At 52.4% G+C, this 25,881-nt stretch carries 28 protein-coding genes; 3 read left to right on the top strand and 25 right to left on the bottom strand.

The features are described from left to right. Positions 1-62: 62 nt before the first annotated feature. The 16 genes from BMY11_RS07970 to ald form a co-directional block, all read right to left on the bottom strand. Positions 63-494, bottom strand: coding sequence for a peptidylprolyl isomerase (locus BMY11_RS07970; protein ID WP_090573944.1), 432 nt, complete (start codon positions 492-494; stop codon positions 63-65). A gap of 19 nt (positions 495-513) precedes the next feature. Continuing rightward, positions 514-1,845, bottom strand: coding sequence for a diaminopimelate decarboxylase (gene lysA, locus BMY11_RS07965; RefSeq protein WP_090573943.1), 1,332 nt, complete (start codon positions 1,843-1,845; stop codon positions 514-516). Between the two features lie 137 nt (positions 1,846-1,982). Continuing rightward, positions 1,983-3,692 carry a spore germination protein gene (locus BMY11_RS07960; protein ID WP_090573942.1) on the bottom strand — a complete coding sequence of 570 codons (1,710 nt, stop codon included), beginning with the start codon at positions 3,690-3,692 and terminating at the stop codon, positions 1,983-1,985. Positions 3,693-3,727: 35 nt separating this feature from the next. After that, positions 3,728-4,174, bottom strand: a complete 447-nt coding sequence (locus BMY11_RS07955; RefSeq protein ID WP_090573941.1) for a stage V sporulation protein AB — start codon at positions 4,172-4,174, stop codon at positions 3,728-3,730. Next, on the bottom strand, positions 4,167-4,871 hold the full coding sequence (locus BMY11_RS07950; RefSeq protein WP_090573940.1) for a stage V sporulation protein AA: 705 nt from the start codon (positions 4,869-4,871) through the stop codon (positions 4,167-4,169). The genes BMY11_RS07955 and BMY11_RS07950 overlap by 8 nt, the downstream gene beginning before the upstream one ends. A gap of 210 nt (positions 4,872-5,081) precedes the next feature. Continuing rightward, positions 5,082-5,837: an RNA polymerase sporulation sigma factor SigF gene (sigF, locus tag BMY11_RS07945; RefSeq protein WP_090573939.1), complete on the bottom strand. Its 756-nt coding sequence runs from the start codon at positions 5,835-5,837 to the stop codon at positions 5,082-5,084. Between the two features lie 20 nt (positions 5,838-5,857). Then, positions 5,858-6,304: an anti-sigma F factor gene (gene spoIIAB / locus BMY11_RS07940; protein ID WP_090573938.1), complete on the bottom strand. Its 447-nt coding sequence runs from the start codon at positions 6,302-6,304 to the stop codon at positions 5,858-5,860. Beyond that, positions 6,301-6,654, bottom strand: coding sequence for an anti-sigma F factor antagonist (gene spoIIAA, locus BMY11_RS07935; RefSeq protein ID WP_090573937.1), 354 nt, complete (start codon positions 6,652-6,654; stop codon positions 6,301-6,303). Before spoIIAA ends, spoIIAB begins: the two co-directional genes overlap by 4 nt. A 174-nt stretch (positions 6,655-6,828) precedes the next feature. After that, positions 6,829-8,019 (bottom strand): D-alanyl-D-alanine carboxypeptidase family protein, encoded by a 1,191-nt coding sequence (locus BMY11_RS07930; protein ID WP_090573936.1) that lies wholly within the window; start codon positions 8,017-8,019, stop codon positions 6,829-6,831. Positions 8,020-8,482: 463 nt separating this feature from the next. Continuing rightward, positions 8,483-9,811, bottom strand: coding sequence for a pyrimidine-nucleoside phosphorylase (locus BMY11_RS07925; RefSeq protein ID WP_090573935.1), 1,329 nt, complete (start codon positions 9,809-9,811; stop codon positions 8,483-8,485). Between the two features lie 47 nt (positions 9,812-9,858). Continuing rightward, positions 9,859-10,029: an aspartyl-phosphate phosphatase Spo0E family protein gene (locus BMY11_RS07920; RefSeq protein ID WP_090573934.1), complete on the bottom strand. Its 171-nt coding sequence runs from the start codon at positions 10,027-10,029 to the stop codon at positions 9,859-9,861. Positions 10,030-10,133: 104 nt separating this feature from the next. Then, the gene (locus BMY11_RS07915) at positions 10,134-10,958 is read right to left on the bottom strand and encodes a purine-nucleoside phosphorylase (protein ID WP_090573933.1); all 825 of its coding nucleotides are present in this window, start codon (positions 10,956-10,958) and stop codon (positions 10,134-10,136) included. A 52-nt stretch (positions 10,959-11,010) separates the two neighbouring features. Further along, positions 11,011-12,186: a phosphopentomutase gene (locus BMY11_RS07910; RefSeq protein WP_090573932.1), complete on the bottom strand. Its 1,176-nt coding sequence runs from the start codon at positions 12,184-12,186 to the stop codon at positions 11,011-11,013. Positions 12,187-12,210: 24 nt separating this feature from the next. Next, positions 12,211-13,110: a site-specific tyrosine recombinase XerD gene (xerD, locus tag BMY11_RS07905; RefSeq protein ID WP_090573931.1), complete on the bottom strand. Its 900-nt coding sequence runs from the start codon at positions 13,108-13,110 to the stop codon at positions 12,211-12,213. Between the two features lie 112 nt (positions 13,111-13,222). Beyond that, positions 13,223-13,456, bottom strand: a complete 234-nt coding sequence (locus BMY11_RS07900) for a DUF4227 family protein (protein WP_090573930.1) — start codon at positions 13,454-13,456, stop codon at positions 13,223-13,225. A 107-nt stretch (positions 13,457-13,563) separates the two neighbouring features. Continuing rightward, positions 13,564-14,706, bottom strand: a complete 1,143-nt coding sequence (gene ald / locus BMY11_RS07895; protein WP_090573929.1) for an alanine dehydrogenase — start codon at positions 14,704-14,706, stop codon at positions 13,564-13,566. 219 nt (positions 14,707-14,925) lie between these two features. Between ald and BMY11_RS07890 the strand changes: the two genes are divergently transcribed. After that, positions 14,926-16,200, top strand: a complete 1,275-nt coding sequence (locus tag BMY11_RS07890; RefSeq protein WP_256217381.1) for a S8 family peptidase — start codon at positions 14,926-14,928, stop codon at positions 16,198-16,200. Between the two features lie 124 nt (positions 16,201-16,324). Here BMY11_RS07890 and BMY11_RS07885 read toward each other — a convergent pair whose 3' ends face one another. The 4 genes from BMY11_RS07885 to BMY11_RS07870 form a co-directional block, all read right to left on the bottom strand. Continuing rightward, the gene (locus BMY11_RS07885) at positions 16,325-16,795 is read right to left on the bottom strand and encodes a ferric iron uptake transcriptional regulator (RefSeq protein WP_090573927.1); all 471 of its coding nucleotides are present in this window, start codon (positions 16,793-16,795) and stop codon (positions 16,325-16,327) included. Between the two features lie 100 nt (positions 16,796-16,895). Further along, positions 16,896-17,540 carry a stage II sporulation protein M gene (spoIIM, locus tag BMY11_RS07880; RefSeq protein WP_090573926.1) on the bottom strand — a complete coding sequence of 215 codons (645 nt, stop codon included), beginning with the start codon at positions 17,538-17,540 and terminating at the stop codon, positions 16,896-16,898. A 723-nt stretch (positions 17,541-18,263) separates the two neighbouring features. Beyond that, positions 18,264-19,472 carry an endonuclease Q family protein gene (locus BMY11_RS07875; RefSeq protein WP_256217356.1) on the bottom strand — a complete coding sequence of 403 codons (1,209 nt, stop codon included), beginning with the start codon at positions 19,470-19,472 and terminating at the stop codon, positions 18,264-18,266. Beyond that, a complete protein-coding gene (locus BMY11_RS07870) occupies positions 19,472-20,029 on the bottom strand; it encodes an NUDIX hydrolase (RefSeq protein ID WP_090573924.1) in 558 nt (185 codons plus the stop codon). Before BMY11_RS07870 ends, BMY11_RS07875 begins: the two co-directional genes overlap by 1 nt. Positions 20,030-20,118: 89 nt before the next feature. Here BMY11_RS07870 and mciZ point away from each other — a divergent pair, with 89 nt between their 5' ends. Further along, positions 20,119-20,277 (top strand): Z-ring formation inhibitor MciZ, encoded by a 159-nt coding sequence (gene mciZ / locus BMY11_RS07865; protein WP_090573923.1) that lies wholly within the window; start codon positions 20,119-20,121, stop codon positions 20,275-20,277. 115 nt (positions 20,278-20,392) lie between these two features. Here the strand turns inward: mciZ and BMY11_RS07860 are convergent, their stop codons facing one another. Continuing rightward, positions 20,393-21,526 (bottom strand): M20/M25/M40 family metallo-hydrolase, encoded by a 1,134-nt coding sequence (locus BMY11_RS07860; protein ID WP_090573922.1) that lies wholly within the window; start codon positions 21,524-21,526, stop codon positions 20,393-20,395. A 79-nt stretch (positions 21,527-21,605) separates the two neighbouring features. Between BMY11_RS07860 and prli42 the strand changes: the two genes are divergently transcribed. Next, entirely contained in the window at positions 21,606-21,704 is a 99-nt protein-coding gene (prli42, locus tag BMY11_RS29695; RefSeq protein WP_177182554.1) for a stressosome-associated protein Prli42, read from the top strand. Here prli42 and lipB read toward each other — a convergent pair. From lipB to BMY11_RS07840, 4 genes are all read right to left on the bottom strand, one after another. Continuing rightward, positions 21,663-22,397, bottom strand: a complete 735-nt coding sequence (gene lipB / locus BMY11_RS07855) for a lipoyl(octanoyl) transferase LipB (RefSeq protein ID WP_090573921.1) — start codon at positions 22,395-22,397, stop codon at positions 21,663-21,665. The genes prli42 and lipB overlap by 42 nt on opposite strands. A gap of 18 nt (positions 22,398-22,415) precedes the next feature. Then, positions 22,416-23,786, bottom strand: coding sequence for a dihydrolipoamide acetyltransferase family protein (locus BMY11_RS07850; protein ID WP_177182577.1), 1,371 nt, complete (start codon positions 23,784-23,786; stop codon positions 22,416-22,418). Positions 23,787-23,854: 68 nt separating this feature from the next. Next, complete coding sequence (locus tag BMY11_RS07845; RefSeq protein ID WP_090573919.1) at positions 23,855-24,838, bottom strand: alpha-ketoacid dehydrogenase subunit beta; 984 nt, start codon at positions 24,836-24,838, stop codon at positions 23,855-23,857. 1 nt (position 24,839) lies between these two features. Continuing rightward, positions 24,840-25,874, bottom strand: coding sequence for a thiamine pyrophosphate-dependent dehydrogenase E1 component subunit alpha (locus tag BMY11_RS07840; protein WP_090573918.1), 1,035 nt, complete (start codon positions 25,872-25,874; stop codon positions 24,840-24,842). Positions 25,875-25,881: the final 7 nt, after the last annotated feature.

Genomic DNA, 25,881 nt, shown 5'->3' with positions numbered 1-25,881 from the left:
ACAAGTTCCCTATAATGCAAAACCCGCAGTTGGCCTATGAAGACCAAACTGCGGGTTCAAAATTACGCGTCGTAAACTTCGACTTTTTCCATTTTGTCGCGGCCTTGGAGTGCATCAACATGCTCCATGCCTTGAGTCACTTTACCAAACACCGTGTGACCGCCATCGAGGTGCGGTTGTGGCGCGTACGTGATGTAGAACTGGCTGCCGCCTGTGTTACGGCCGGCATGCGCCATCGCAAGCGCACCGCGCTCATGCTTGTTCGGGTTGATCTCGCAGTTAATTTGGTAGCCAGGGCCGCCAGTGCCTGTGCCGTTCGGGCAGCCGCCTTGAGCGACGAAACCAGGAATAACGCGGTGGAACGTCAAACCGTTGTAGAAGCCAGAGTTCGCAAGCTTCTCGAAGTTAGCTACTGTATTTGGAGCATCCTGATCGTGCAAATCGATGTGGACTTCCGAACCGTTAGCTAGTGTAATCTTTGCTTTCTTTGCCATTGTGGAAAAGCCTCCTTGATTATTTAGCTGCAGATGCTTGCTGCATCCGTGCAGGGACGAGGTCGTTACCGACAATATCATCCAACGATTCACGTTTTACAGCCAGGTCTGCTGCACCGTCTTTTACGAAGACAACTGCAGGGCGGCGAATGCGGTTATAGTTGCTCGCCATAGCATAATTGTACGCGCCTGTGCAGAATACAGCAAGTAAATCGCCATTATTCGCCTTAGGAAGCTCAATATCGATAATTAATTTGTCGCCGCTCTCGCAGCATTTGCCCGCAACCGTAACGGTTTCTTCGGCCGCATCATTCGCACGGTTCGCAAGAATCGCCTCGTATCTGGACTCATAAAGCGCTGGGCGCGGGTTGTCCGTCATGCCGCCGTCAACTGCGATGTACTTACGTACGCCAGGGATATCTTTGCTTGTCCCTACCGTGTACAACGTTGTACCTGCATCGCCGACCATGCTGCGGCCCGGTTCAACCCAAATCTCAGGAAGCGGGTAGCCTGCTGCCGAGAAGTTGGACTTGATCGAATCCGTGATTGCTTTCACGTATTGCGAGATTGGAAGCGGTGTGTCGCCATCTACATAGCGGATACCGAAGCCGCCGCCAAGGTTGATGACGCGGAACAGAATGTTCAGCTCATCACGTACTTGTACCGCGAAGCCAGCTACTTTATCAACCGCCATCACGAAGCCTTCAACTTCGAAGATCTGCGAGCCGATATGCGAGTGAACGCCGAGCAGCTCAAGATTCGGTTGAGCGGAAGCTTCTTGAATCGCTTTGTACGCTGTACCATTACCAACGTCGAAGCCGAACTTGGAATCCGTCTGACCTGTCGAGATGTAGTCATGTGTATGTGCTTCTACGCCTGGCGTAATACGGAGCAGGATATTGACCTTCTTGCCTTTGTCGCCCGCGAGCGCGTTCAGCAAGTAAAGTTCATTGAAATTGTCGACTACGAAGCAGCCGATGTTCGCATCAAGCGCCATATTGATTTCTTCCGGCGTCTTGTTGTTACCGTGGAAGTGAATGCGTGCAGCAGGGAAGCCTGCTTTCAATGCTGTATAAAGCTCTCCGTCGGAAACGACATCAAGCGATAGATCTTCTTGTTCTGCAATCGCGCACATCGCCATAACGCTGAACGCTTTGCTTGCATATGCGACTTGGAATTTCAAGCCTGCTGCGCGGAATGATTCTACATATTCGCGTGCGCGCTGGCGAACGAGAGCCTCGTCGACAACGTAAAGCGGCGTTCCGAATTGAGCAGCCAGTTCAGTCGTATCACAACCACCAATAACTAAATGACCTTGTGCGTTGATTTTGCTAGTACCGTGTAAATACATATATTTCCCCTCCGAGTTCTCCTGGCTATACCCATAGTTAATGTTTGCACCATTTAACATCAGTATAGCGCATTCGGTCCATCCCCGAAATGGATAATTTCACATTTGATTTGCATTTTTTTCATCGCGTTTCTAAATCAGTGCTCATCGTTAGGCATACGGTCACGTTGCTGCGGCTTCAAATAATTCGGCCTTGTACGGTTTGACAGCACCGGAACACGGATGAAAATGCTCATAAGCGCTTTTGCGTCAAACGGAATAAATGGCCACATGTAGGGGCGGTTGAACGAACGCATCAGTGTCAAATAGACGACGAACAGCGTCGTAGCAATCATAAAGCCGGGCACTTTGAAAATAGCGACCGTCACTATGAGCAGCAGTCTGACGATCCGATTGGCGAGCCCAAGCTCATAGCTCGGCGTTGCGAACATACCGATTGCCGAGATCGCCATATAGAGTACAACCTCGTTGACGAACAGCCCCGTCTTGACGGCAATATCGCCGATTAAGATCGCGGATATCAAGGACATTGCGGTAACGAGCGGTGATGGCGTATGGATTGCGGCCATCCGCAGAAGATCGACCCCCAATTCAGCGAGCAGAAACTGGGCGACCATCGGAATTTTGCCCGCCTCCTGTGCGCCGATGAAGCTTAAGCCCGGTGGCTTGAGCTCCGGCCGCAGTGTGAACAGAAACCAGAGCGGCAGCAGGAACAAGGACGCCGTAATACCGATAAAACGTACCCAGCGCAAGTACGTGCCAATAAATGGCGTCTGCCGGTTCTCCTCTGCATGCTGGATCAGATCGAAAAATGTCGTCGGTAGAATCATTACGCTCGGCGTCGTATCCACAAACAACGCGATATGTCCTTCCATCAAATTAACAGCTACCGTATCCGGACGTTCAGAATAACGGACCAAAGGATATGGATTCCAGCCGCGCTTCACGGTCGCTTCCTCCAACTGCTTATCCGCAAGCGGGAGACCGTCTATCTTGATCAGCTTGATTTTGTCCTTGATCGATTTCAATAACTCTTTATCGACAATGTCATCAATATATGCGACACAAATATCCGTTTGCGTCCGGTCGCCGACCCGCATAATTTCGTAGCGCAGCTGCTTGTCCCGCAGTCTGCGGCGTACTAAGGTGACGTTGGTCAGCATCGTCTCAACAAAGCCGTCACGTGAACCGCGGACAACGCGTTCAAGAGAAGGCTCCTCTGGATTACGGGCCGGGAAGGTTTTGGCATCGATCAGAATCGCAGTCGCCTCGCCGTCGATGAACATCGCCGTGCCGCCAGAGAGAACATTGGTCATCACATTATCCCAATCCTGCTCCTTCACGACTTGAATAGCTGGGACATAAATATCGAAGAACGAGTGAAGGGCATCTGAGGACAGACTATCAGACTCCAAGAAGGTAAGCCGCTTGAGAACCTCGGTTAGAACCGTATCTTTGGCGAACCCGTTCATAAAGTAGAACGCAGTCCGTTTGTTGCCAAACGTCATCTCACGCACGACGATATCAAAGCTTGTTTTATAGCCGACATCCTCCACCAGCTTCGAGATGACGTCATCAATCTTCGTTGGAATCGGCTTGACCGATTTCTCCTGATGATTCTTTGGTTGTTTATAGTGGCTGATAATGGGCAGCTCAGACTCATCGAACGGCGGTTCGGTGAATAAAATCTTCTCTTGGCTCTCAGTATGGCCCTCTGCTAGATGCTCTGCTCTAGCTCCTGCCTCCTCCGATTTGTTCTGGCCATGCTCATCGTACCAGAATACGTGCACCGGCTTCTTAAACGAAGCGCCGGATTGATCTTCCCCATTCTTATCGCGATCAGTCATACGGTATCATCCTTTCATCGAGACAATCCTTCTACTTACGATCCATCATCCAACCATTGAAATACGAGCCAATCAAACAACGAACCGGTTACTTTCCCAAGTACCATCGCCATTACGAGACCGACCATATAGCGACTCAGCCGCATCCGCTTCGCGAGAATCGGGAGCACATTCATCACCTCGGTCAGCGCGGCGCCTAGCATGCCGACGAATATGCCGTCGAACGTTCCAATGATCGCAAGCGTCACCGTTCTCGGGAGCCATAGCCTCCATTCGAGGAAGTCTGCCAGCGACCAGAAGACCGCTCCGCTCATCACAGCAGTCTCAAACCAGATCGACTTGCGAAATGCATACGCAATTTGCGCGAGCCTTGGAATAATGTCCAGCACGATTAAGAGCGCCACGAACGCACTGCCGACGCCGAGCCCACCGGCGAATCCGAGCACAGCGACGAACAGGTCGGCCGCGATCATCCTAACCATCGTCTATACCTGCTTCCTGCTCTTGCTTGTCCGGCTTGTCCGGCTTGTCCAGCTTGTTCGACCGCTGTTGCTCGACCGGCTCACTCTTCTTGCGCATCTCATCCGCAATGACGTAGGCATTGACGTTCTCTTCATACATGTAAAGCTCGACCTCGAGCGGATTAGGCTCTTCATTGAACCTTTTTCGAAACAGATGGTTGAAGAATACGAGCATTCCGACGCCAATTCCGATTGAGTAAGGCACCTGAAACCATAGCGGGTGTTCGATCTTCCTGCCTGTAACCAGTTCCGTAATCCGAGTATGGACGTCCTTCATATTGACATCAGTATGGAAATTCATTATCGCAAGACCTGCACCGAAGAATAGCAGCAGCCAAGCCAACATGAGAACCCACATGCGAGGCTTGCGCGGCTCATCAGCGACAATGACGAGCACCTGCGGATCACCATAAGAATCGACAACCGTACCCGGCGCTGCATCCCGTATCATTTTCACGATTTGGAGCAAATCAATGACGACCCGATTGCCGTCCTGCTGCCGGTGACGATGAAGCACAAGCGACTCCATCTGCTTCTCAAGGGCAGAATCACTGGAAAATAAACGGGCCGCCCGTCCGAGCGTCACATGCTCGCCGGGTCTGATGCCCACCCGCTTGCGCAGCCGCAAATAGAGACAGGATCGCTGGCCTTCATTCATCCGCTCTCCCCCTTAGAGTTTTGTGCGATACATCCCAGATCTACTCCCTACGAGTACAGTTTCTCACTTCGGAAGCATAGGCTATCGTGTTCATTTCCTCGTTAGTATGATTAAAGGAGCGTCAGGATAATCAGAGCAAACGCAGCAAAAAAAGCCAAATCGCCCATGAGGGGCAACTTGGCTTTGCGTTGTACTTGCATGCCGCAGCAGTCACTGCGCAATTTGGTTGCGAATGAGCTGCAATATTTTCTTCTCCAGCCGTGACACTTGCACTTGCGAAATCCCGAGCCTCGCAGCGACCTCGGACTGGGTCTGATCGCGGTAATAGCGCAGGAATACGATGAGCCGTTCCCGCTCCGACAAGCCGCCGATCGCTTCATTCAGCGCCAGCTTATCGAACCAGCGTTCCTGCGAATCGTCCGCGATCTGATCCATAAGTGTAATCGGATCGCCGTCGTTCTCGAACACCGTCTCGTGAATCGAAGTCGGCGGCTTATTCGCTTCCTGTGCGAAGACGACATCCTCCGGCGTAATGCCTAGCCGCTCCGCCACTTCCTTGATCGTCGGGAGCCTGCCAAGCACCTTGGACAGCTCGTCCTTCGTCTTACGTACTTTATTGGCTGTTTCCTTCAGGGAACGGCTGACCTTGAGGGTGCCGTCATCCCGCAGGAAGCGCTGAATTTCTCCGATAATCATCGGCACTGCATAGGTGGAGAACTTGACCTCATAGGACAGGTCGAACTTATCGACTGACTTGAGCAGCCCGATGCAGCCGATCTGGAACAAATCCTCCGGCTCGTAGCCTCGCCCCATAAACCGCTGGACGACGGACCAGACTAGCCGAATATTGCATTGTACGAGCGTATCGCGCGCCAGCGTATCTCCGGATTGACTAAGCGCTATTAACCGCTTTACTTCCGAATCATCCAAATAAGGCTGCGCCGTTTGTTTCATATTGACATCCATGCGGTCCAACCCCTATGCGCCTAATTGAAAAGCGCTTTTTTCGATTCGATGCGCTTTGTCATCGCAATGGACGTCCCATTGCCCGGCTGGCTGTGTACGTCGAAGTCGTCCATGAAGTTCTCCATAATGGTAAAGCCCATGCCGGAGCGCTCCATCTCTGGCTTGGACGTATAGAGCGGCTGGCGCGCCAGGTCCAAATCTTCTATGCCTCGACCTTGATCCTTGACGATAAGTGTTACGGTGTCGCCTTCAATCTGACCTTCGATGGTGACCATGCCGCTTGGGTCGCTGTCGTAGCCATGGATGATCGCATTGGTTACCGCTTCGGAAATTGCTGTCTTCAGGTCGTTAAGATCCTCCAGCGTCGGGTCCAGCTGGGAGACGAAAGCCGCCACCGCAACACGCGCAAACGCTTCATTCTCCGAACGGGCGGAGAACGTAAGTGTCATCTCATTTCTTCCGTTCATGAAACGACCTCCAAACTTGTGAGCGCGAGCCGCTCGTTATCGTGAATCGGCAATATTTTAAACAAACCTGACAGCTCGAACAGCCGGTGGACGCTCTGGTTCACGTCGCATACGACCATTTTGCCGCCCTTGGCCTTCAGCTGCTTGTAACGGCCGAGAATGACTCCAAGTCCGGAGCTGTCCATAAACAGAAGTTCCTTCAAGCTAAGAATGACATGGGCGCTATTGCCGCGCAGAATCGCTTCCTCCATCTTGAACCGAACAACATCGGCCGTGTGATGGTCGAGCTCACCTCGCAGTCTAACAATGAGCACATTCCGGTAATGCTCCAATTCAACCTGCAGACTCATCTTGTTCACTCCTAATCTTAGTTTGCGCATCAAAGCGAGGGATAGGTTAGTGTTGAACAAGCATTTCTACGTTTCTGCTGCTATTTCCTGCCCCCCGACAAAACTAGAAGAAGAGTGCTATGAGCAGACAAAATACGCTTGAGCTCTGCAGATTTTGTATGTGAATTGTGCGGCTTACGAGAACAGGCTGCCGCAGGACCGTTTGAACAGCGTCCACCAGCCTGCCTTATTCACAGACGCCGGTGAATCAACAGCGAACTCCGTCAGCACCTGATCACCTTGGAAGACGATGAGCTTGCCGATCGGTTCATTGATTGTAATCGGCGCCTTTAGCGGATTCAGCTGCAGTTCATAGCGAATATCCTTCACGGAGCTGCCCTTCTTGAGCAGAACGCTGTAGGAATGCTTAGCCTTCAGCTCCATCGACGGCTGCACACCTTTTACAACTTGAACGGTGCCCATCGAATCGCCTTTTTTGAAAATCGTATGATTCATATACTGCGCGAACGAGTAATCGAACATTTGGGACACTTCTGCGTTGCGGGTCTTCGTGTTCGGCTCTCCCATAACTACGGCGATGACGCGCAGATTGTCACGGCGTGCAGTCGCGGTGAGACAGAATCTCGCTTCGTTCGTGAAGCCTGTTTTTAGGCCATCCGCGCCCGAATAGAACCGAACGAGCTTATTCGTATTTACGAGCCAGAACGGCTTCTCGCTCGACTTGCGAAGGTAGTCTTGGTACATGCCTGTATACTTCGTAATTTCGCTATGCTTGAGCAGCTCACGAGACATCACGGCAATATCATGTGCAGACGAATAGTGCTCTGCAGCAGGCAAACCATTACAGTTGGCAAAATGTGTATTTTTCAGTCCCAGTTCCTCTGCCCGCTTGTTCATCATATCGACGAAAGCAGACTCGGTGCCTGCGATCTTCTCCGCCATTGCGACGGATGCGTCATTGCCTGATGCGAGTGCAATGCCCTTCAGCATCTCATCAACACTCATCTGTTCGCCCGGCTCGAGGAAAATCTGTGAACCGCCCATCGAAGCGGCATACTCGCTCGTCGCTACTTTATCCGTCAGCTTGATGCGGCTCTGATCGAGCGCTTCCATGATGAGCAGCATCGTCATAACCTTCGTTATGCTCGCCGGCGGTAGTGCCGCATGGCTATTCTTCTCATAAATAATCGTACCGCTGTCAGCATCCATAAGAATTGCTGATCTTGCAGACGGAGCCAAATCCGCGCTCGCGGACGACGCCGTATTCGGTGCAGCCCCTTCTTTCGCCCAGCTTACTGCCGGTGCGGACAAAACCATCATCGCCGTTATGCTAATAACGAGCAGTGGTTTCCATTTGCTGTTCATAGGTTGTTCTCCTCCTGAATGGTAAGTCAAGCCGAGGCTCGGCTAAAATCTCCATTCCTAGTGTGGACGAACGAGGGGGAAATTATTCCAGAATTGAAAAATGTAGCGGGGGCCACCTCGAAGTCGAATGTTCCTCCGATCACTGTTGTATTTAAAGAATCATGAACAATTTTCAGAGGTGGATTTTCGAATACAAAGGCGAACACTGACATTTCTACAGAATCATTCGCCCCCTCCGTTTCACGCTGGAATAAAGGAAAGAGCAAAAAGGCTTGCCAGGGTGGATCTCCTGGCAAGCCTTTCTTTTTTGGGGGACAAACTGCTAACGGTTGTCAGGAACATTATTTTGCTATCCGTTAGCTCGCTTAATCAGCCCCTCTCCTACTTCAGCCAACCGTATGACTGCCACGCACACAAAAAAAGACCAACCAGCTCAGGCTGGTTGGTCTTCAATATCAAACACCTACAACCGCTTCACGCCATTCTCCGTCACAACGGAGAGCAGCAGCGGCGCCGGCTTAACCGGTTCGCCTGAGAACGTGTAGGCGCTGCGAACTTTCTCTGCAACTTCGCTCGTCGTCACATTTTCCTCACGAACATGCAGAAGCGCGAGCGTGTCGCCCTCACTCACTTTGTCACCAACTTTGCGCTTCATCGTGACGCCGACGGCGAAATCGATGACCGACTCCTTCGTCGCGCGGCCTGCGCCGAGCAGCATCGCCGCGAGTCCGAGCTCTTCCGCTTGAATCGCTTGTACATATCCGCCCTGCGTCGATTTCACTTCAAGGACAAACGGAGCCTGCGGAAGAAGCGACGGATCGTCCGCAACAGCCGGATTGCCACCTTGCGCTGCGACAAACGCTTTGAACTTCGCCAGCGCCGCACCGGACTCAAGCTTCACGCGAAGCATGGCTTCCGCTTCTTCGAGGCTATTCGCCTCTCCGCCAAGCACAACCATATGCGAACTCAGCGCGATACATAGCGCCGTCAAATCTTCCGGACCGCGTCCATGCAGCGTGTCGATCGCTTCTTGCACTTCAAGTGCATTACCGATCGCATAGCCGAGCGGCTGATCCATATCACTAATAAGCGCCGCTGTCTTGCGGCCCACTTCCGTGCCGATTTCCACCATCGCCCCGGCGAGCTTCTCGGAATCCTCAAGCGTCTTCATAAAAGCGCCGCTTCCTGTCTTCACGTCGAGCACAATCGCGTCCGCTCCCGCAGCGATCTTCTTGCTCATGACAGAGCTCGCAATGAGCGGAATAGACTCTACCGTAGCTGTTACATCGCGCAGCGCATACAGCTTCTTATCGGCAGGCGTCATATTACCGCTCTGGCCGATAATGGCGAGGCCAATATCGTTCACCTGTGCGATGAACTCGTCGCGTGTCAGCTCCGTGCGGAAGCCTTCCATCGCTTCCATTTTATCAATTGTACCGCCGGTATGACCGAGACCTCTGCCCGACATCTTCGCAACTGGAACGCCGCAAGACGCCACAAGCGGTCCAATAATGAGGCTGGTCTTATCTCCAACGCCGCCAGTGCTGTGCTTGTCTACTTTAGTGCCATGAATCGGCGACAGATCCACTTGATCGCCAGATTCCGCCATCGCCATCGTAAGAAACGCAGTTTCTTCCGCATTCATGCCGCGAAAATATACCGCCATTGCCCATGCCGAAAGCTGATAGTCCGGGATTTCGCCTTTACTGTAGCCTTCTATAAGAAATGACAGCTCGTCCTTTGTAAGAACGCCGCCGTTTCGCTTCTTTTGAATAATATCTACTGCACGCAAGCGTGAAGCCTCCTTAAGTCAATTCCGCATATGTACCTTTGCTTGCATTATCTCTGTGATGCCACTCGCTTATACTTCTCCCGCTGCTCTTTTACGATCATCTGATCGAGTGCTTGGCTGAGCAAAATGACTTCGGGATGAAGAAAGGTTTCCTTGTCTAGCGCCGCCGCAATCAACTTATTGCGCAGCCGCTCAAGCCGCTGGTTGTGATTTTCCATGTGAATCCCCGCTTATCTAAATAGATTCTCACGGACATTATACGACGATAAGAAAACAAAGAATGTCACATTGAGTCGAGGGTATTGTTACAATTTTGTTACAATTAGAGCAATGTTACGACACCTTGCACAAGGCCGAGGAACTGCGATTTCACCCGCTCCGTCGTCTCCATCACTTCATCATGCGAAAGCGGTTGATCGAGAATGCCCGATGCCATGTTGCTAATGCACGAAATGCCGAGCACTTCCATGCCGGAGTGCTTCGCCGCGATGACTTCGGATACCGTCGACATCCCGACAGCATCTGCACCCAAAATCCGCATCATGCGAATTTCTGCTGGCGTTTCATAGGATGGCCCGATTACCGCGATGTACACGCCCTCTTGCAAAGAGAAGCCTTGCTCCTTCGCAACACCGGCTGCCAGCTCGCGCATACGCTTGCTGTACGGCTGAGACATATCCGGGAAACGGACGCCAAGCGCCGAATCATTCGGCCCAACTAGCGGGTTGCGGCCCTGGAAATTGATGTGATCGCTGATCAGCATCAGATCGCCCGGATTGTAGCTCGTATTCACTCCGCCTGCTGCGTTCGTCACGATCAACTTTGTTGCGCCGATTGCTTTCATAACGCGAACCGGAAACGCGGTCAAATCCGGACCGTAGCCTTCGTACATGTGGAAGCGGCCGCGCATGAGAACAACTGGACGGCCTGCGAGTGTGCCGATTAGCAGTTCGCCGGCATGCCCTTCAACGGTTGAGATTGGAAAATGGGGAATCTCGTGGTACGGAATCGTTACCGGATTCTCAATGTAATCGCCTAGGATACCGAGACCCGAGCCCATGATGAGGCCGACTTCCGGCTTGACTGAGATTTTGGAGTTGATAAATGCTGCCGCATCGTTAATATGAGTTGCTTTGATTGCTTCCATCGTAAGAAAGCCTCCTAAAAAAGTAATGGTAAGTGCCCCTAGTTATCCCCGCTTAGCGCAGCTCCGCCAAGAAGGATGTGCCGTTCGCCGGCGGCTTCACACCGAAGTTATCGGCAATCGTCGCTGCAATATCGGCGAAGGTCGACCGAACGCCAAGCGAGGCAGGTCGCGCGAACGCTGGCGAGTACACGAGCAGCGGCACAAATTCTCTTGTATGATCAGTGCCCGTATAGGTCGGGTCATTGCCATGATCGGCTGTAATAATCAGCAAGTCCTTCTCGCCGATTAGCTCCGCCAGCTTCGGCAGGCTGCGATCGAATGCTTCGAGTGCCCCTGCATAGCCTTGTGGATCGCGGCGGTGACCGAAGAGCGAATCAAAATCGACCAGGTTCGTAAAGAGCATCCCTTTGAACGGTCGGCCTAGAGCAGCCAGCGTCTTCTCAACGCCATCGTCGTTGTTTTTCGTCAGCAGCGCTTCGGTAACACCTTCACTGCAAAAAATATCATCGATCTTACCGACCGCAATCACGTCTAATCCACTGTCTTTCAGCGTATTCAGCACCGTCGGCTCTGGCGGCTTCACCGCGTAATCATGCCGGTTCGGCGTTCTTCTGAACGCGCCTGGCTGACCTACATACGGGCGTGCAATAACACGGCCGACGGCGTAGCGGTCGTCAAGGGTCAGCTCACGCGCAATTTCGCAGGCGCGGTACAGCTCTTCGAGCGGAATAATTTCTTCATTTGCGGCAATTTGAAAGACACTGTCCGCCGAAGTGTAGACGATCCACTTGCCTGTACGCATCTGCTCTTCGCCAAGCTCATCAAGAATTTCAGTGCCGCTTGCCGATTTGTTTCCTAACACGCCGCGGCCTGTCCGTTCTTCGAACGCTTCAAGCAGCTCCGCCGGAAATCCGCCCGCGAACGTACGGAAAGGCACCTTCACTCTCAGTCCGGCAATTTCCCAGTGGCCTGTCATCGTATCTTTGCCGACAGACACCTCGGCCATCTTTCCATAATAGGACTTCGCTTCGCCTTCTGGCGTCCAGCTGCCAAGCTCCGCAATGCGGTCAAGGCCCCAGCTGCGCATATTCGGCAGTGCAAGCGCCGGCACTTCTCGCAAAATATGCCCAAGCGTGTGGGAGCCCGCATCTCCGAATGCCGGTGCATCCGGCAGCTCGCCAATACCGACGCTGTCGAGCACAATTACCGCAATTCGATCAAATTTCATCGCTAGTATCACTCCGTACTTCGTTTATTTCATTCTAGCCCGAGGGTGCGCGAGGTTGTACACCTCTTTGATACGCGGCTTCGTCAGCCCGACGTACACCTGCGTCGTGGAGATGTCGGCATGTCCAAGCATCTCCTGAACGGAACGCAAATCCGCCCCATTCTCCAGCAAATGAGCGGCAAAAGAATGACGCAGCGTATGCGGGGTAATGTCGCTGACGATGCTAGCCTCCGCAGCGTATTTCTTTATAATTTTCCAGAAGCCCTGCCTCGTAATTCGCGCTCCTTGCAAATTTAGAAACAGTGCCAGCTCCGCCTTATCATGCTTCAGCAGCTTGTCCCTAACATCGTTTATGTAAGCATGGAGCGCCTCTGCAGCAACTGCGCCAATCGGAACAATCCGCTCTTTATCGGCAGCGCCCATACAACGGATGAAGCCGAGCTGCAAATTAATATGATCACAATTTAACGAAATAAGTTCAGATACTCGGATCCCCGTTGCATAGAGCACTTCAAGCATCGCAGAATCGCGACAGCCTGCATTGTTGCTGGTATCAGGCGCTGTAAGCAGCTTCTCAACATCATCTATTGAGATCACCTTAGGCAGCTTCTTCTCCTGCTTTGGCGATTCCAGATGTATGGAGGGATCTGACTGCACAACCCGCTCCGTAACTAAATAATGAAAAAAGGCGCGAATAGACACCATATGCCTGGACATCGTCGCAACAGCTCTTCCCTGCTGCTTCAATTGAAGCATGTATAAGGACAGATGATGCTTTTGGATATCGGCTATTTGGGTTACGCCTTGGGCATGGACATATTCAATGAAATTCGACAAATCACGCTCGTAGGAGTCTAATGTATTGCTGGATAGCCTACGACGTTCCCGTAAAAACTGAATAAATGTTCTCAGATGCGCTCTCATAGGTCGTTCCTTTCCCGGATCTACAGCTTAGCAGGTTATTCCGCTATATTCCACAATCGCTGCACAATCTCCTGCCAAAGGACACCATATTTGTCGAATATACTTATACAGCCTATTCCCCATACCAATAAAACAGCCGCAGCCGTTCATAAACACTGCTTCCATTATCTTGATAATAATCATGCTGAAACACTTTAAGCGCCTGGCCTTGCGGAACGCGGTACGGGTCCTGCGGCGCGATCCATACTGCAATAAACCGGCAGCCGCCGTACATCGTTATCGTGAAAAAGCAAAGCAGCAGCACAAACAAAACTCGTCTCAGCCATCTGCGAACTGACACCACCATACGCACTTTGCTCCTCTCCATGAAACTTCGCCCTAGGAGTTGTCCTCTACAACACCTTATGAGTTCAGAGATTGAAACATGCATAGCCGCGATGGGCTGGTGTGGAACTAGCTCAGTTTGTCAAAAGCAACGCTCTCGAGTAGCTGCTCCATACTGATATAAGGCATATTAACAGCCCCAGCCACTTGCGGATGGGTAACGCGGCCTTTGTACGTATTCACGCCTTTGCGCAGCGGTTCGTTCGCTCTAACTGCATCTTCCAGCCCTTTGCTAGCAAGCTCCAGCGCATAGGGGATCGTCACATTCGTCAGTGCGAGCGTCGATGTGCGCGGAACCGCACCAGGCATGTTCGCCACAGCATAATGCAGCACGCCATGCTTCTCGTAGACCGGATCTTTGTGCGTAGTCACTCTGTCAATCGTGGCAATAGTGCCGCCTTGGTCGACCGCAACGTCAACGATGACAGCGCCTTTCTTCATCGTTTTGACCATCTCTTCCGTAACCAAATGCGGTGCGCGAGCGCCTGGAATAAGTACTGCTCCAATGAGCAAATCTGCTTTTTTCACCGCGCAAGCAATGTTATAGGGATTGGACATGAGCGTCCGAATTCGTCCGCTGAACACTTCATCTATATAACGCATCCGATCTGCGCTGCGCTCCAAGATAACAACGCTCGCACCCATGCCAAGCGCAATACGCGCCGCATTCGTACCGACAATGCCGCCGCCGAGAATAATAACTTCCGCAGGCGGAACGCCTGGAACGCCGCCAAGCAGAATGCCTCGGCCACCATAGAACGCTTCAAGAAATTGCGAACCGACCTGAACCGCCATACGCCCAGCGACCTCGCTCATTGGCGTCAGAAGCGGAAGGCTGCCATTTGGCATCTGAATGGTTTCATACGCAACTCCCGATACGCCTTTCTCAACCAGAGCTTTAGTGAGCTCAGGCGCAGCGGCAAGATGCAAATAAGTGAAAAGCAGAAGCCCATCATGAAAATAACCGAACTCCTCCGGCAACGGTTCTTTTACTTTCATTATCATTGCAGCGCGCGACCAGACCTCTTTGACATCATTAATGATCGTTGCACCTTCTGAGACGTATGCATCGTCCGTGAAGCTGCTGCCGACACCTGCGCCCGCTTCAACCAACACTTCATGACCGGCCGCCTTCAGCATTCCCGCTCCAGCCGGGGTCAGCGCAACCCGGTACTCACTTGACTTGATTTCTTTCGGAACTCCGATAATCATATGCGCACTCCCTCTCCTACTCCATGCTTCTTCATATGCAGGCAGAGGACGGGTTGACAGTCCTCCATGATACGTTTACCTTACATGCCTAAAAATATGTACGTAAGGTCAGCATCTACCCATGCCCTTGTACGAATGTCTCCATACATTAGGAGTAACCGTTTATTCCATTGATCCGCAAAATCAAGTTGCCAAAAAGGAGGAGCATCTTTGCCAAATGTGGAACGGCTGCTGCTCAGCTGCTCAAAGAGCAAGTCAACCGGGTATACGTCGCGCAAGCTAATCGGATTCAAGCGTGACTCCGACTATAAACAATGTATGGAAGAGCTGTCTAAGTACGGTATCCGCCCGGTGAAAAGCATCCAGAAAAGCCGAGTCATCTGCTGTCATTTGGACAGCCGCAGAACCGAGCAGCTGAAATCGCTCGCTCAGCATCCGAACATCAGCTATGTCGAACCTGATTTCAAGATCCATGCGCATGGCTTTGTGCCTGGCAACGTGATTGGCATGAGGAAGACAACTCGTAAGCAACCAACCCCCTATACGCGTAAACGAGTGCAAACGAAAAGTGTTAACGTAAAAGGTCGACGCTCAACCTCATCATCGGATTCCAGCACCACTCCGTGGAACCTCTCCCAGATCGGAGCGTCGAAGGTTTGGTCAACGACTCGCGGCAAAGGCGCAGGCTTAGCCATTATCGATACCGGCATCGCAAAACACTCCGATCTGCGCATAACCGGAGGCGTCAATACGATGGGCGGGTCTTCGTATTATGATGACAACGGGCACGGGACACATGTCGCCGGTATTGCCGCAGGCTCTGGATATTACAAGAGGCCAGGCGTTGCGCCACGGGCAAGCTTATATGCTATTAAGGCGCTGGACGCGAATGGCGCGGGATATGTATCCGACATCATTAAAGGGATTGATTGGTGCATCCAGAAGAGTATCCCGATCATTAATATGAGTCTTGGGCTCGAAGGAGAAACGAGCAGCGCTCTGAAGGAAGCCGTGCAGCGAGCGCGCAAGAACGGCATCCTTATCATCGCATCAGCAGGCAATAACGGCTCAGTTGGCGGCCGAATTGACCAGCCTGCTAGGTATACCGATGCCATCGCTGTAGCAGCCTCTACACGCGGAGGCAAGATCGCGAACTACAGCAGCCGCGGCTACGGCATCGACGTGACGGCACCAGGCAGCTATATCAAGTCGACCTGGCCAGGGGGCGGCTATCAAACGCTCTCCGGCACTAGCATGGCGAGCCCGCATGTCGCTGGCGGAGCGGCGCTCTTGAAGTCGCTCCATCCGAGCATCACACCGTATGGCATCGCGCAGCGGCTCCGCAATACGACGAAGAAGCTGTCGAGCTACGGCAAACGTTCGCAGGGCTACGGCTTAATTCAGCTCGACGATGCTGCAGCAGTTGCTGACAATGGAGCGAGTAGCGCTGCACGCACTCGTTCCACCGGGCGACGTCGTGCTACAAAACAATAGAATAGCGCAATTGAACATCACTAGATGAGAGCACACTTGAACAGCACAAAAGAGCAAAAAAACTCCCTTCGGGAGCAGTGCAGAGTTAGCATGAAATGGCTGCTACCTGCACTACAGAAGGGAGTTATTGTTGTTCGACTTTCGAACTATCGTTCTTGCTCTTGCAGCTTGCGCACACGCCTTGGAAATCGAGGCGGTGATCCACAACGGTGAAGCCATATTCCTTCTCAAGCCGTTCCTCAAGCGCTCCAAGCCAATCTTCTAAGATCTCGCTCATAGTTCCACACTGTACACAAATGAGGTGATGATGATGGTGCTTATTGTTATCAGCTCTCAGGTCGTATCTTGCAACGCCATCGCCGAAATTCATCTTCTCTACGACATGAAGCTCGCTTAACAGTTCAAGTGTCCGATACACGGTCGCAAGGCCGATCTCTGGCGCTTTATCCTTTACGAGCATAAATACATCCTCAGCGCTGAGATGATCCTCTTCATTCTCCAGAAGCACACGTACTGTCGCTTCACGCTGCGGGGTGAGCTTGTACCCCTGTGACTGGAGCTGCTGTTTCACTTTGTCAATCCGGGATTCTTCCATGGCTTCCCCCCCTTACCACAACAACTAGTGCCATCACCAGAATCGGTTTGCTTTCATTATAGGTGCTCGTCAGGAGCAAAGTCAATTTTTTTTAGAATGATTACAATCCAGCGCTGGATCCTTGAACGAGCGGGGCTGCCCATTGCAGCAGCAAAGGCGTTAGATAAGACTCGATCATCGCAGCACCAAGCAAAAGCACGAGCATCATCGCAGTCTGTACGACATAACGAAGCAACGGCTGACTCAGGCTGCCGAATCGGCCAAGCAGCCGATTCTTCACAATGTACAATGTGAACGAAACTGCTGACACGCTGGCGATTAAGAACGCCGGAATCGCAATGAGATTGGCAGGCGCAACGGATGCTAGCGAGAAGATAAGCCCTTTCCACGCGAACTGCCGCACGAGCGTGCCGACTGCGAAGCCAAGGAGCACTCCTTTGAAGAAGTCGAGCGCCAGCACGAGCGGCATGCCGACGACGGTCAGCCCGAGCACCCACACGAGAAGCAGCCACTTGGCGTGAAACCACGCCCGATCCCAGAACGACTCGGTTCCGCTCAGCAACGTGCCATCCTGAATCCGGCCGATAAACTGCTGCACGTCGCCGGCAAGATCCTGCTGCTGATCCAGTGTCAGCGCATTCACGAGCAAAGCGCCGAAGACGACGCCAACGACGAACAGGACGGAGACAAAAATATATAAATTCAACTGTTCTCTCATCGTCGGCTGTATTGCGGAAGAGCGCATATTCCATACCTCCAAAAAAGCGAATGGTATAGTTTATGTGTGGGGTGGGTTGTCTATGACTTTGGAGCTCGCTGCGGTACAGCCATTCCGATGAGTACTCCCGTGGTCTTCGACCAAAGTCGTTCTCATTCGGAATGCCTGCGCCTTCGCTCGTTATATCCACCGCTCCAACTTTGGTGGGGGCAAAAAAATGCTTCGCTAATTTATTCTGCCGCGTGCTCACTGCTTGCAGACGATGCGATGAGCGCTCCCGTGGTCTTCGACCAAAGTCGTTCTCATTCGGAATGCCTGCGCCTTCGCTCGTTATATCCACCGCTCCAACTTTGGTGGGGGCAAAAAAATGCTTCGCTAATTTATTCTGCCGCGTGCTCACTGCTTGCAGACGATGCGATGAGCGCTCCCGTGATCTTCGACCAGAGTCGCTCTCATCGTAATCGTCTGCGGCGGACGCTCGGCAGCCCTCGTTGTGCGGTGCTGCGCACCTGAAACCTTAAACCTTATACCCTAAACCCATCCTCATTAAGTGGACATTTCCACTTATTGCAGCCTATAGCGGGGCTAATAGCACACTCTCATTTCCTGCACTCAGTGAAGGATACGACACAGTAACCTAACGCCTATGCGACCACTAACCCCGTTGTTCCTTCCCACGCGTAAGCACCACTACACCTGCGCATAAACGTCAAGCTCCCACTCTCCAGCCGGACGCTCACACACGAGCCCCTACTGCCCCGCGCTCACCTTGCCATACCTGCCACCGCCGCCTGCTTCCAGCTGCAGCGTGCCGCGGCGGGCGCTGGCTATGATCGCTGCAGCGGGTTCGCCGGCGATTGCCGCAATGGTCGCCTCCGGGACGTCGTGGATGATCGCCATCTCCGTCCCGAACGCTTCGAGCAGCTTGCCCAGCTTCACTTTCCCAAGTCCTGGGATGAACTCTAGCGGGACTTGGTACACATAGCGCGGGCGCCCTGCTGGCACATAAGGCTGCTCGCGGCCAGCCATCTCCGCCAGCTCCAGAATGCGGTCGAACACGCCGCGAACCTGCTTCATGCTACCGCATTGCAGGCAGCGCTCGGCGTCCAGACGCTCTTCCACGAGCGAGCCGCAATTGACGCAATACGTGCGGTGATATTTGCCGAGCACGGGGTTCAGCCCGTAATTCGTCATGATTCTCCGCCCCTCAGCTCCCTCAAGCGCAAGCTTCAGCTCGGAAAAGGACGGCTCACCGAGCAATAGCTCATTATATTCTCGGCCGATTTTGGCAAGGGAATGGGCATCGGAATTGGTCAAGAACGGATAATCATCGAGATCCGGGATATAGCCCGCCATCTCACTATCCGCACTCAATCCAAGCTCCACAGCGTCGATGAGCGCAGGGTCCAGCGTATCGCTAAGATGGTCCGAGCAGCTTCCGAAGAGACTCTTATGCGGCGTGAAAATATGCGCGGGTATAAACAATCCCCCACGCATCTTCACTTCCTCCTGCAGAACCCGGCTCGGCACATACAGCCGCTGCGAGCTGAGCTGCACATTTTTCATATGCTCGCTCATCCATGCCGTTAATGATTTCATCGCAACAAAATCCGGCATAAACACAAGATGATGCGCTGTCCCATAACCCGCGTCTCTCACTTCAATCTCCGCACCAAGCAAGATCGTCGTATCCCGATATCTGATGCCTCCGCCGCTAATTTCTGTCATTTCGCCGGACTCCAGCAACGCCTCGATATCCCTTTGCACCCCAGGGGAGTGACAATCAATAACGCCTAGAAGCTGAATCCCCTTGCGTACAGCTGCCTCGTGAGCAATATTGCGAAAGGTCAAGTCACGGCTGCCGCTGATCTTCACAGGTTCGCCCCGCTCCGTGCGGCCAATATGCAAATGAAGATCCGCAAATACACGCTGCAAACCTCCACCTTCATGCTTCATCATTAAATTTCTCCTGTCAGTCTATAGATGTGCCACGCATAAACAGCAAGAATCGTCTTTGCATCGCTGATCCGCTCTTCCCTTATATATTGCTGCGCCTGCTCGAAAGTAATCGCCTCAACCGCCAGAAACTCATCTTCATCCGGTGCGCTCTCACCCTTCACAAGATCCTCTGCGATATAAATATACAGCTTCTCATCTGCGAAGCCCGGTGATGTATAGAAGGCACTCAGCGGACGCAGCTTGCCTGCACGAAATCCCGTCTCTTCCTCCAGCTCACGAGCAGCTGCAACCATCGGATCTTCGCCAGCATCAAGCTTGCCCGCCGGAATTTCGATTTGGAACTTCTCCATCGGCTTACGGTACTGCTCGACGACGAGCATTTTATCATCTATTAATGCTAACACTGCAGCAGCACCGGGATGTCTAACGATCTCACGCGTTGCCGTTCCGCCGTTCGGCAGCTGCACTGTATCCACTTGTAGCGAAATGATTTTCCCCTCAAAAATCGGTTCTGTCTTCACAGTCACTTCACGGTATTGCTCCGTTTTCTCCAGCATCTTCTCATCGTCTCCTTCGATTTGTATGCATAAGACCCATAACTCTCTCATATCTATCTATCAAGTATAGCAAAAAGGGGCGATAGATTATGAATCAATATACAAAGCAGAACCAATTGACGCTCGTCGGCAAAGCATGGGAAATTAAGCATCAGCTCAAGCTGCTCGCCAAAGCCAGCGCCAAATCCGGACTCACAGCAACTCAACCAAGCCGCACACTTCGTGATTACTTACTGTCCGCTCAATAAACCATGTGAAGAACCACCTACACCGCGCCGCACAAAAGACAAAGGGGCTGCCTTGCCGCTAGAGTCGATCGGGAACGATCGCTACTGCGGCAGGTAACCCCTTTTTTACTATCGCTTACGCTTTCTGTTCAGCAGCCTGTTCCACAATCGCCACTGTAAGCTCAGCTGTCTTCACAAGATCCGCCACTTTAATTTGCTCTTTTGTCGTATGAATATGCTCGTAGCCAATCGCCAAGTTAACCGTTGGAACGCCATGCCCGTTGAAAACATTCGCATCGCTGCCGCCGCCTGAATGGAACACCTTCGGGGTTCTGCCAATCTTCACAATCGCCGCTTTCGCAAGCTCAACAACCGGATCGCCATCGTTAAAGTTGAACGAAGGATACATCAGCTTAGCCTCGAATTCAGCTTTTGCGCCATACTCCGCTACGACGGCCTCAACAGCTTCGCGCATCTGTTCGACTTGCTTGTCGAGCTTCTCCATGACGATACTCCGCGCTTCTGCGTCGAGCTTCACGTAGTCGCAGACGATATTCGTTGCTCCGCCGCCCTCGAAACGTCCGATATTCGCCGTCGTCTCATGGTCAATACGACCAAGTTTCATGCGCGAAATCGCTTTGCCCGCTACTTGAATTGCACTAATGCCGTCTTCCGGATTAACGCCGGCGTGTGCGGATTTACCATAGATTTTGATCGTAATCTTCATTTGCGATGGGGCTGCAACCGCAATATCGCCAATCGGACCGTTCGAATCAAGCGCATACCCAAACTTCGCCTTCAGCTTCGAGCTATCCAGTGCCGCTGCGCCAACAAGCCCGCTCTCTTCACCAACGGTGATGACGAGCTGAATCGGACCATGCGGAATGTTGTTCTCCTTCAATACGCGGATCATCTCGAACATCGCAGCAAGTCCTGCTTTGTCGTCACTGCCGAGAATCGTCGTACCGTCGCTTCTGATGTAGCCATCTGCGTCCAGCTGTGGCTTAATGCCTTGACCTGGCGTTACGGTATCCATATGGGAAGTGAAGAAAATTACCGGCGCATCCTCGCGTCCGTTCGCTGGAAGCATCGCAATCAAGTTGCCAGCGCCATGGCCTGTAATACTAGCGGCGTTATCCTCTTCCACCGTCAACCCAAGCTCGATCAGCTTCTTCGTCAGCACATCGCAGATTTGGCGCTCATTCTTCGTTTCGCTGTCCACACGGACAAGCTCCATAAATTCCTCAACAATACGCTTCTCATTAATCATCGGCTTTCCTCCGTCCATCCTTTTCGTTTACAATGTACATTAACGCCTTCATTATTCTGTACGAAAGGAGCATGCTGACATGCGTTCCAATCCGCTTATAAAAGTATTCATCTGGGTTCTTATTGCGGCAATGCTGCTATCCACGCTGCTCGTTGGTATCGGCTGGATGTTCGAATAGTCCGCCAGATGCCTCTTCCACAACAAATCCGAACTGCTTGCATATAAAAGGGGTAAGCTCCAGTGCAGCCTGTTCAACGCTCAGGTGATTGCCAGTTAAATCAGCGAAAGAAGTGACGGCAAACTCCTGAATTCCACAAGGAATGATGCCACGAAATCCATCCTGCGCGATGCCGGCACTCACATTAAGCGCGAAGCCATGACTCGTCACGAACCCGCGGCGAGTTCTGGCTTTATTAAACTTCACGCCAATGGCGGCAATCTTCTCATCGCCAACCCATACACCTGTATATTCAGCTTTACGCCCGCCTTCAATGCCATATGTAGCTAACCATTCAATAATAGCCTGTTCTAGCTGCCTAAGGTAGCCATGCAAATCTAGATTCGCCCCATCCAAATAAAAGAGCGGGTAACCGACTAGCTGTCCTGGTCCATGATAAGTAATGTCCCCGCCACGGTCGATCTGAAAGACTCCGATACCGCGCTTTGCCAATTCTTCCTCGGAATAAAGCAGATGCTCGGGATGCTTCTGTGAGCCGATCGTATAGGTCGGCGGATGCTGAAGAAGGAGCAGCGTGTCACGTCGCTCCTCCTTGTCGATCTGTTTCACATAGCTTTTTTGCATATCCCAAGCTTCGGCATATCCCATCATCGGAATATATTGGACATCGATCGCCTTCACGTTCGTTGTCATGTCCGCCTATGCCTCGTTTCAATACAGCTTCGTCTCTAGATTGAAGCCTTCTAGATTTTCTTTCACACGCTGCAGGAATCGCCCGCAGATAACGCCGTCCAGAATCCGATGGTCGAGCGACAAGCAGATGTTTGCCATAGATCGAACCGCAATCATATCGTTAATGACGACAGGACGCTTCACGATGGATTCACAAGTGACAATCGCTGCCTGCGGGTAATTAATGATCGGGTACGACAGGATTGATCCGAACGAACCGGTATTGTTCACCGTAAAGGTGCCGCCTTCCATATCGGAGAGCGTCAGCTTGCCATCGCGTGTCTTGCGCGCCAGCTCTTCAATCTCGCGAGCAAGCCCAGCAATGTTCTTCTGGTCTGCATTCTTGATGACTGGCACCTTCACCGCGTCTTCTGTTCCGACTGCCAGACCAATATGAATGTCACGCTTGACGATGATTTTGTCGACTGCCCAGACAGAGTTCATGAGCGGGAAATCCTTGATTGCATTCACGACCGCTTTCACCCAGAATGCGAGGTAAGTCAGGTTCACACCTTCGCGCTTCTTGAAGTCATCCTTCAGCTTATTACGGAGACTGACGAGATCAGTAACGTCGACTTCCATCATCATCCAGGCATGCGGAATCTCTGTAACGCTCTGGCGCATATTACGCGCAATCGCATTGCGGACAGGGGTAACATCTATAAAATACTCGCTGCGACCCGGCACTTGCTGGCCTTCGAGCTCTACTTGCGGGATACGCGGTGGCTCAGATAGATGGAGTCCTGTCGAACGAACCGGCTCCTTCGATGTGAAAATCGGCTGTGCGGGTTGAACCGGTGCGCTGCTCGCGCTCGCGCTTCGTGCCGCAGGAGCGCTCGCTCCGCGTCCGGACGCAACGTACGCAAGCACATCCTTGCGCGTAATCCGTCCGCCGATGCCTGTCCCTTGAATGTGGGACAAGTTAATGCTGTGCTCGGCTGCAAGCTGCTGCACCGCTGGCGAATAACGATAACGCATGCTATCGTCGCCGCCATCGGCCGCTTCCGATGCTGCGCCTTGCGCCCGCACCGCAGCTCGCTCGCTGCTGCCAACATTGACTTGCTGTGGCGCTGCAGTCGATTGTTGTGCCGCAGGAGCAGGAGCCGCTGTCGCATCATCGGCTCCCTCTTCCTCGATTTCGATCAAGCAGACCGGCGTACCTACAGGTACGGTCTCGCCGGCGCCGACTAATATTTGAACCAACTTCCCTTGAATGGTCGAGGGTAGTTCAGCGTTTACTTTATCGGTGATAATTTCACAGATCGGCTCATACATGTCGATGACATCGCCCGGCTGCTTCAGCCATTTGTCAATCGTTGCGGAGACGAGCGATTCTGCGAGTTGCGGCATGATGACTTCCGTCACTTTCTTCAATCCGACCACTCCTTACATGATTGCGTTAGAGCTCTCCCTAGATTCTAGTAGAGCGCGAGACGCTTCATCGCTTCTTTCACTTTATCTTTATTCAGCATAAAGAATTTCTCGCCAGGCGGGTTAATCGGCATTGGCGGTACATCAGGACCGCATAGACGCATAATTGGCGCATCCAGCTCGTAGAGCATCTCCTCCGCAATGATTGCAGAAACCTCTGCGCCGATGCCGCCGAATTTATTATCTTCATGAATGATAAGTACTTTGCCCGTACGGCGGGCAGCTTCAAGAATACCGTCCTTATCAATCGGCTGCAGCGAACGAAGGTCAACCACATGCGCGGTAATGCCTTCTGCTTCAAGCTCCTCGGCCGCTTCCATAATGAAGTGCAGCGGCAAGCTGTAGCTGATAACCGTAATGTCGTCGCCTTCGCGCAGAACATTCGATTTGCCGATTGGCACGATATAATCGTCCTCCGGCACATCTCCCGATACAAGCTTGTAGCACTTTTTATTTTCGAAGAAAAGAACGGGATCCGGGTCGCGGACAGCTGCTTTGAGCAAGCCCTTCGCGTCATACGCCGAATAAGGTGCCACAATCTTAAGCCCTGGCGTTCCGAAGAACACCGACTCCGGGCATTGCGAATGGTACAGACCGCCGAAGATGCCGCCGCCGATTGGCGCGCGGATAACAATCGGGCAATCCCAGTCGTTATTAGAACGATAGCGGATCTTCGCCGCTTCGCTGATGATTTGGTTCGTTGCCGGGAACATGAAGTCGGAATACTGCATTTCGGCGATTGGCCTCATGCCGTACATCGCCGCGCCGATTGCGACGCCAGCAATTGCTGATTCGGCAAGCGGTGTATCAAGCACGCGCTCTTCGCCGAACTGCGTGAGCAGTCCTTTGGTCGTTGTGAACACGCCGCCTTTGTGGCCAACGTCTTCCCCAAGAATGAACACGTTCTCGTCGCGTTCCATTTCTTCCTTCATTGCTAGGCGGATCGCATCAATATAGTCCATTTTCGGCATGTTAGCGTCCTCCTTCGCCTTGTGAATCATCGGCATACACATGTTTCAAAATATCTTCAGGCTCTGGGAACGGCGCCTTATCGCCAAAAGCTGTTGCATCGTCGAGTGCAGTCTTAATCTCCTGCAGCATCGCTGCTTCCTTCTCTTCGTTCCAGATCCCGCAATCGATGAGATATTGCTTGAACTTCGGAATGCCGTCCTTGTCGCGGTGCGCATCTACTTCTTCTTTGGTCCGATAGGCCATATCCTCATCGGAAGTGGAGTGTGGAGACAGCCGGTACATGACCGCTTCGACGAGTGTCGGACCTTCGCCGCTTGCTGCACGAAGGCGCGCTTCTTTCATGACGCGGTAAATCTCTAGTGGATCATTGCCGTCCACGGCTATGCCTGGGAAACCGTATCCAAGCGCGCGGTCAGCGATTTTGCCGCTTACTTGCTTGTGCAGCGGAACCGAAATCGCATAATGGTTATTCTCGCACATGAAAATAACCGGAAGCTTGTGCACACCAGCAAAGTTCGCGCCTTCATGGAAATCCCCTTGGTTGCTAGAGCCATCGCCGAACGTTACGAAGGAAACGAAGTCCTTCTTCTTCATCTTCGCTGCAAGCGCAAAGCCGACTGCATGCGGAACCTGTGTCGTAACCGGGCTCGAGCCTGTTACGATTCGCAAGCGTTTGCTGCCGAAGTGACCAGGCATTTGACGACCGCCGCTATTCGGATCATCAGCTTTCGAGAATATGCACAGCATCAACTCGCGCAGCGTCATGCCAACAGACAGTACGAACGCGTAATCGCGGTAATATGGCAAGTAGTAATCTTGATCCCGGTCAAGCGCGAAAGCAGCGCCAACTTGCGCGGCCTCCTGGCCGATACCGGATACATGGAACTTGATTTTCCCTGCCCGTTGCAGGAGCAAACAGCGCTCATCGTACTTACGGGCGGTATTCATAAGCTTATACATTTCAATGGCTTGCTCGTCCGTTAGGCCAAGTGCCGCATGTCTTGATTGCGTCACGGCGGATTCGGATTGTGTCATGAGGGAT

The sequence above is a fragment of the Paenibacillus sp. OV219 genome (genome assembly GCF_900110075.1).
Lineage (GTDB): Bacteria > Bacillota > Bacilli > Paenibacillales > Paenibacillaceae > Paenibacillus_Z.
Note: the sequence above shows the minus strand (reverse complement) of the source record. Positions and strands in the feature narration are given on the sequence as shown.

What these genes read in the sequence shown, in the direction of transcription:
- BMY11_RS07900 (WP_090573930.1), bottom strand. Translation starts at nt 13,456, where the DNA reads ATGGTGGTGTCAGTTCGCAGATGGCTGAGACGAGTTTTGTTTGTGCTG.
- BMY11_RS07910 (WP_090573932.1), bottom strand. Translation starts at nt 12,186, where the DNA reads ATGAAATTTGATCGAATTGCGGTAATTGTGCTCGACAGCGTCGGTATT.
- ald (WP_090573929.1), bottom strand. Translation starts at nt 14,706, where the DNA reads ATGATTATCGGAGTTCCGAAAGAAATCAAGTCAAGTGAGTACCGGGTT.
- BMY11_RS07840 (WP_090573918.1), bottom strand. Translation starts at nt 25,874, where the DNA reads ATGACACAATCCGAATCCGCCGTGACGCAATCAAGACATGCGGCACTT.
- BMY11_RS07955 (WP_090573941.1), bottom strand. Translation starts at nt 4,174, where the DNA reads ATGGTTAGGATGATCGCGGCCGACCTGTTCGTCGCTGTGCTCGGATTC.
- BMY11_RS07950 (WP_090573940.1), bottom strand. Translation starts at nt 4,871, where the DNA reads ATGAATGAAGGCCAGCGATCCTGTCTCTATTTGCGGCTGCGCAAGCGG.
- BMY11_RS07860 (WP_090573922.1), bottom strand. Translation starts at nt 21,526, where the DNA reads ATGATTAATGAGAAGCGTATTGTTGAGGAATTTATGGAGCTTGTCCGT.
- spoIIM (WP_090573926.1), bottom strand. Translation starts at nt 17,540, where the DNA reads ATGCGCTCTTCCGCAATACAGCCGACGATGAGAGAACAGTTGAATTTA.
- BMY11_RS07915 (WP_090573933.1), bottom strand. Translation starts at nt 10,958, where the DNA reads ATGGAAGCAATCAAAGCAACTCATATTAACGATGCGGCAGCATTTATC.
- BMY11_RS07850 (WP_177182577.1), bottom strand. Translation starts at nt 23,786, where the DNA reads ATGCCGCAACTCGCAGAATCGCTCGTCTCCGCAACGATTGACAAATGG.
- BMY11_RS07845 (WP_090573919.1), bottom strand. Translation starts at nt 24,838, where the DNA reads ATGCCGAAAATGGACTATATTGATGCGATCCGCCTAGCAATGAAGGAA.
- spoIIAA (WP_090573937.1), bottom strand. Translation starts at nt 6,654, where the DNA reads ATGAGTCTGCAGGTTGAATTGGAGCATTACCGGAATGTGCTCATTGTT.
- BMY11_RS07970 (WP_090573944.1), bottom strand. Translation starts at nt 494, where the DNA reads ATGGCAAAGAAAGCAAAGATTACACTAGCTAACGGTTCGGAAGTCCAC.
- mciZ (WP_090573923.1), top strand. Translation starts at nt 20,119, where the DNA reads ATGAATCAATATACAAAGCAGAACCAATTGACGCTCGTCGGCAAAGCA.
- BMY11_RS07875 (WP_256217356.1), bottom strand. Translation starts at nt 19,472, where the DNA reads ATGATGAAGCATGAAGGTGGAGGTTTGCAGCGTGTATTTGCGGATCTT.
- xerD (WP_090573931.1), bottom strand. Translation starts at nt 13,110, where the DNA reads ATGAGAGCGCATCTGAGAACATTTATTCAGTTTTTACGGGAACGTCGT.
- BMY11_RS07885 (WP_090573927.1), bottom strand. Translation starts at nt 16,795, where the DNA reads ATGGAAGAATCCCGGATTGACAAAGTGAAACAGCAGCTCCAGTCACAG.
- BMY11_RS07930 (WP_090573936.1), bottom strand. Translation starts at nt 8,019, where the DNA reads ATGAACAGCAAATGGAAACCACTGCTCGTTATTAGCATAACGGCGATG.
- BMY11_RS07920 (WP_090573934.1), bottom strand. Translation starts at nt 10,029, where the DNA reads ATGGAAAATCACAACCAGCGGCTTGAGCGGCTGCGCAATAAGTTGATT.
- lipB (WP_090573921.1), bottom strand. Translation starts at nt 22,397, where the DNA reads ATGACAACGAACGTGAAGGCGATCGATGTCCAATATATTCCGATGATG.
- BMY11_RS07870 (WP_090573924.1), bottom strand. Translation starts at nt 20,029, where the DNA reads ATGCTGGAGAAAACGGAGCAATACCGTGAAGTGACTGTGAAGACAGAA.
- BMY11_RS07960 (WP_090573942.1), bottom strand. Translation starts at nt 3,692, where the DNA reads ATGACTGATCGCGATAAGAATGGGGAAGATCAATCCGGCGCTTCGTTT.
- lysA (WP_090573943.1), bottom strand. Translation starts at nt 1,845, where the DNA reads ATGTATTTACACGGTACTAGCAAAATCAACGCACAAGGTCATTTAGTT.
- spoIIAB (WP_090573938.1), bottom strand. Translation starts at nt 6,304, where the DNA reads ATGAACGGAAGAAATGAGATGACACTTACGTTCTCCGCCCGTTCGGAG.
- prli42 (WP_177182554.1), top strand. Translation starts at nt 21,606, where the DNA reads ATGCGTTCCAATCCGCTTATAAAAGTATTCATCTGGGTTCTTATTGCG.
- sigF (WP_090573939.1), bottom strand. Translation starts at nt 5,837, where the DNA reads ATGGATGTCAATATGAAACAAACGGCGCAGCCTTATTTGGATGATTCG.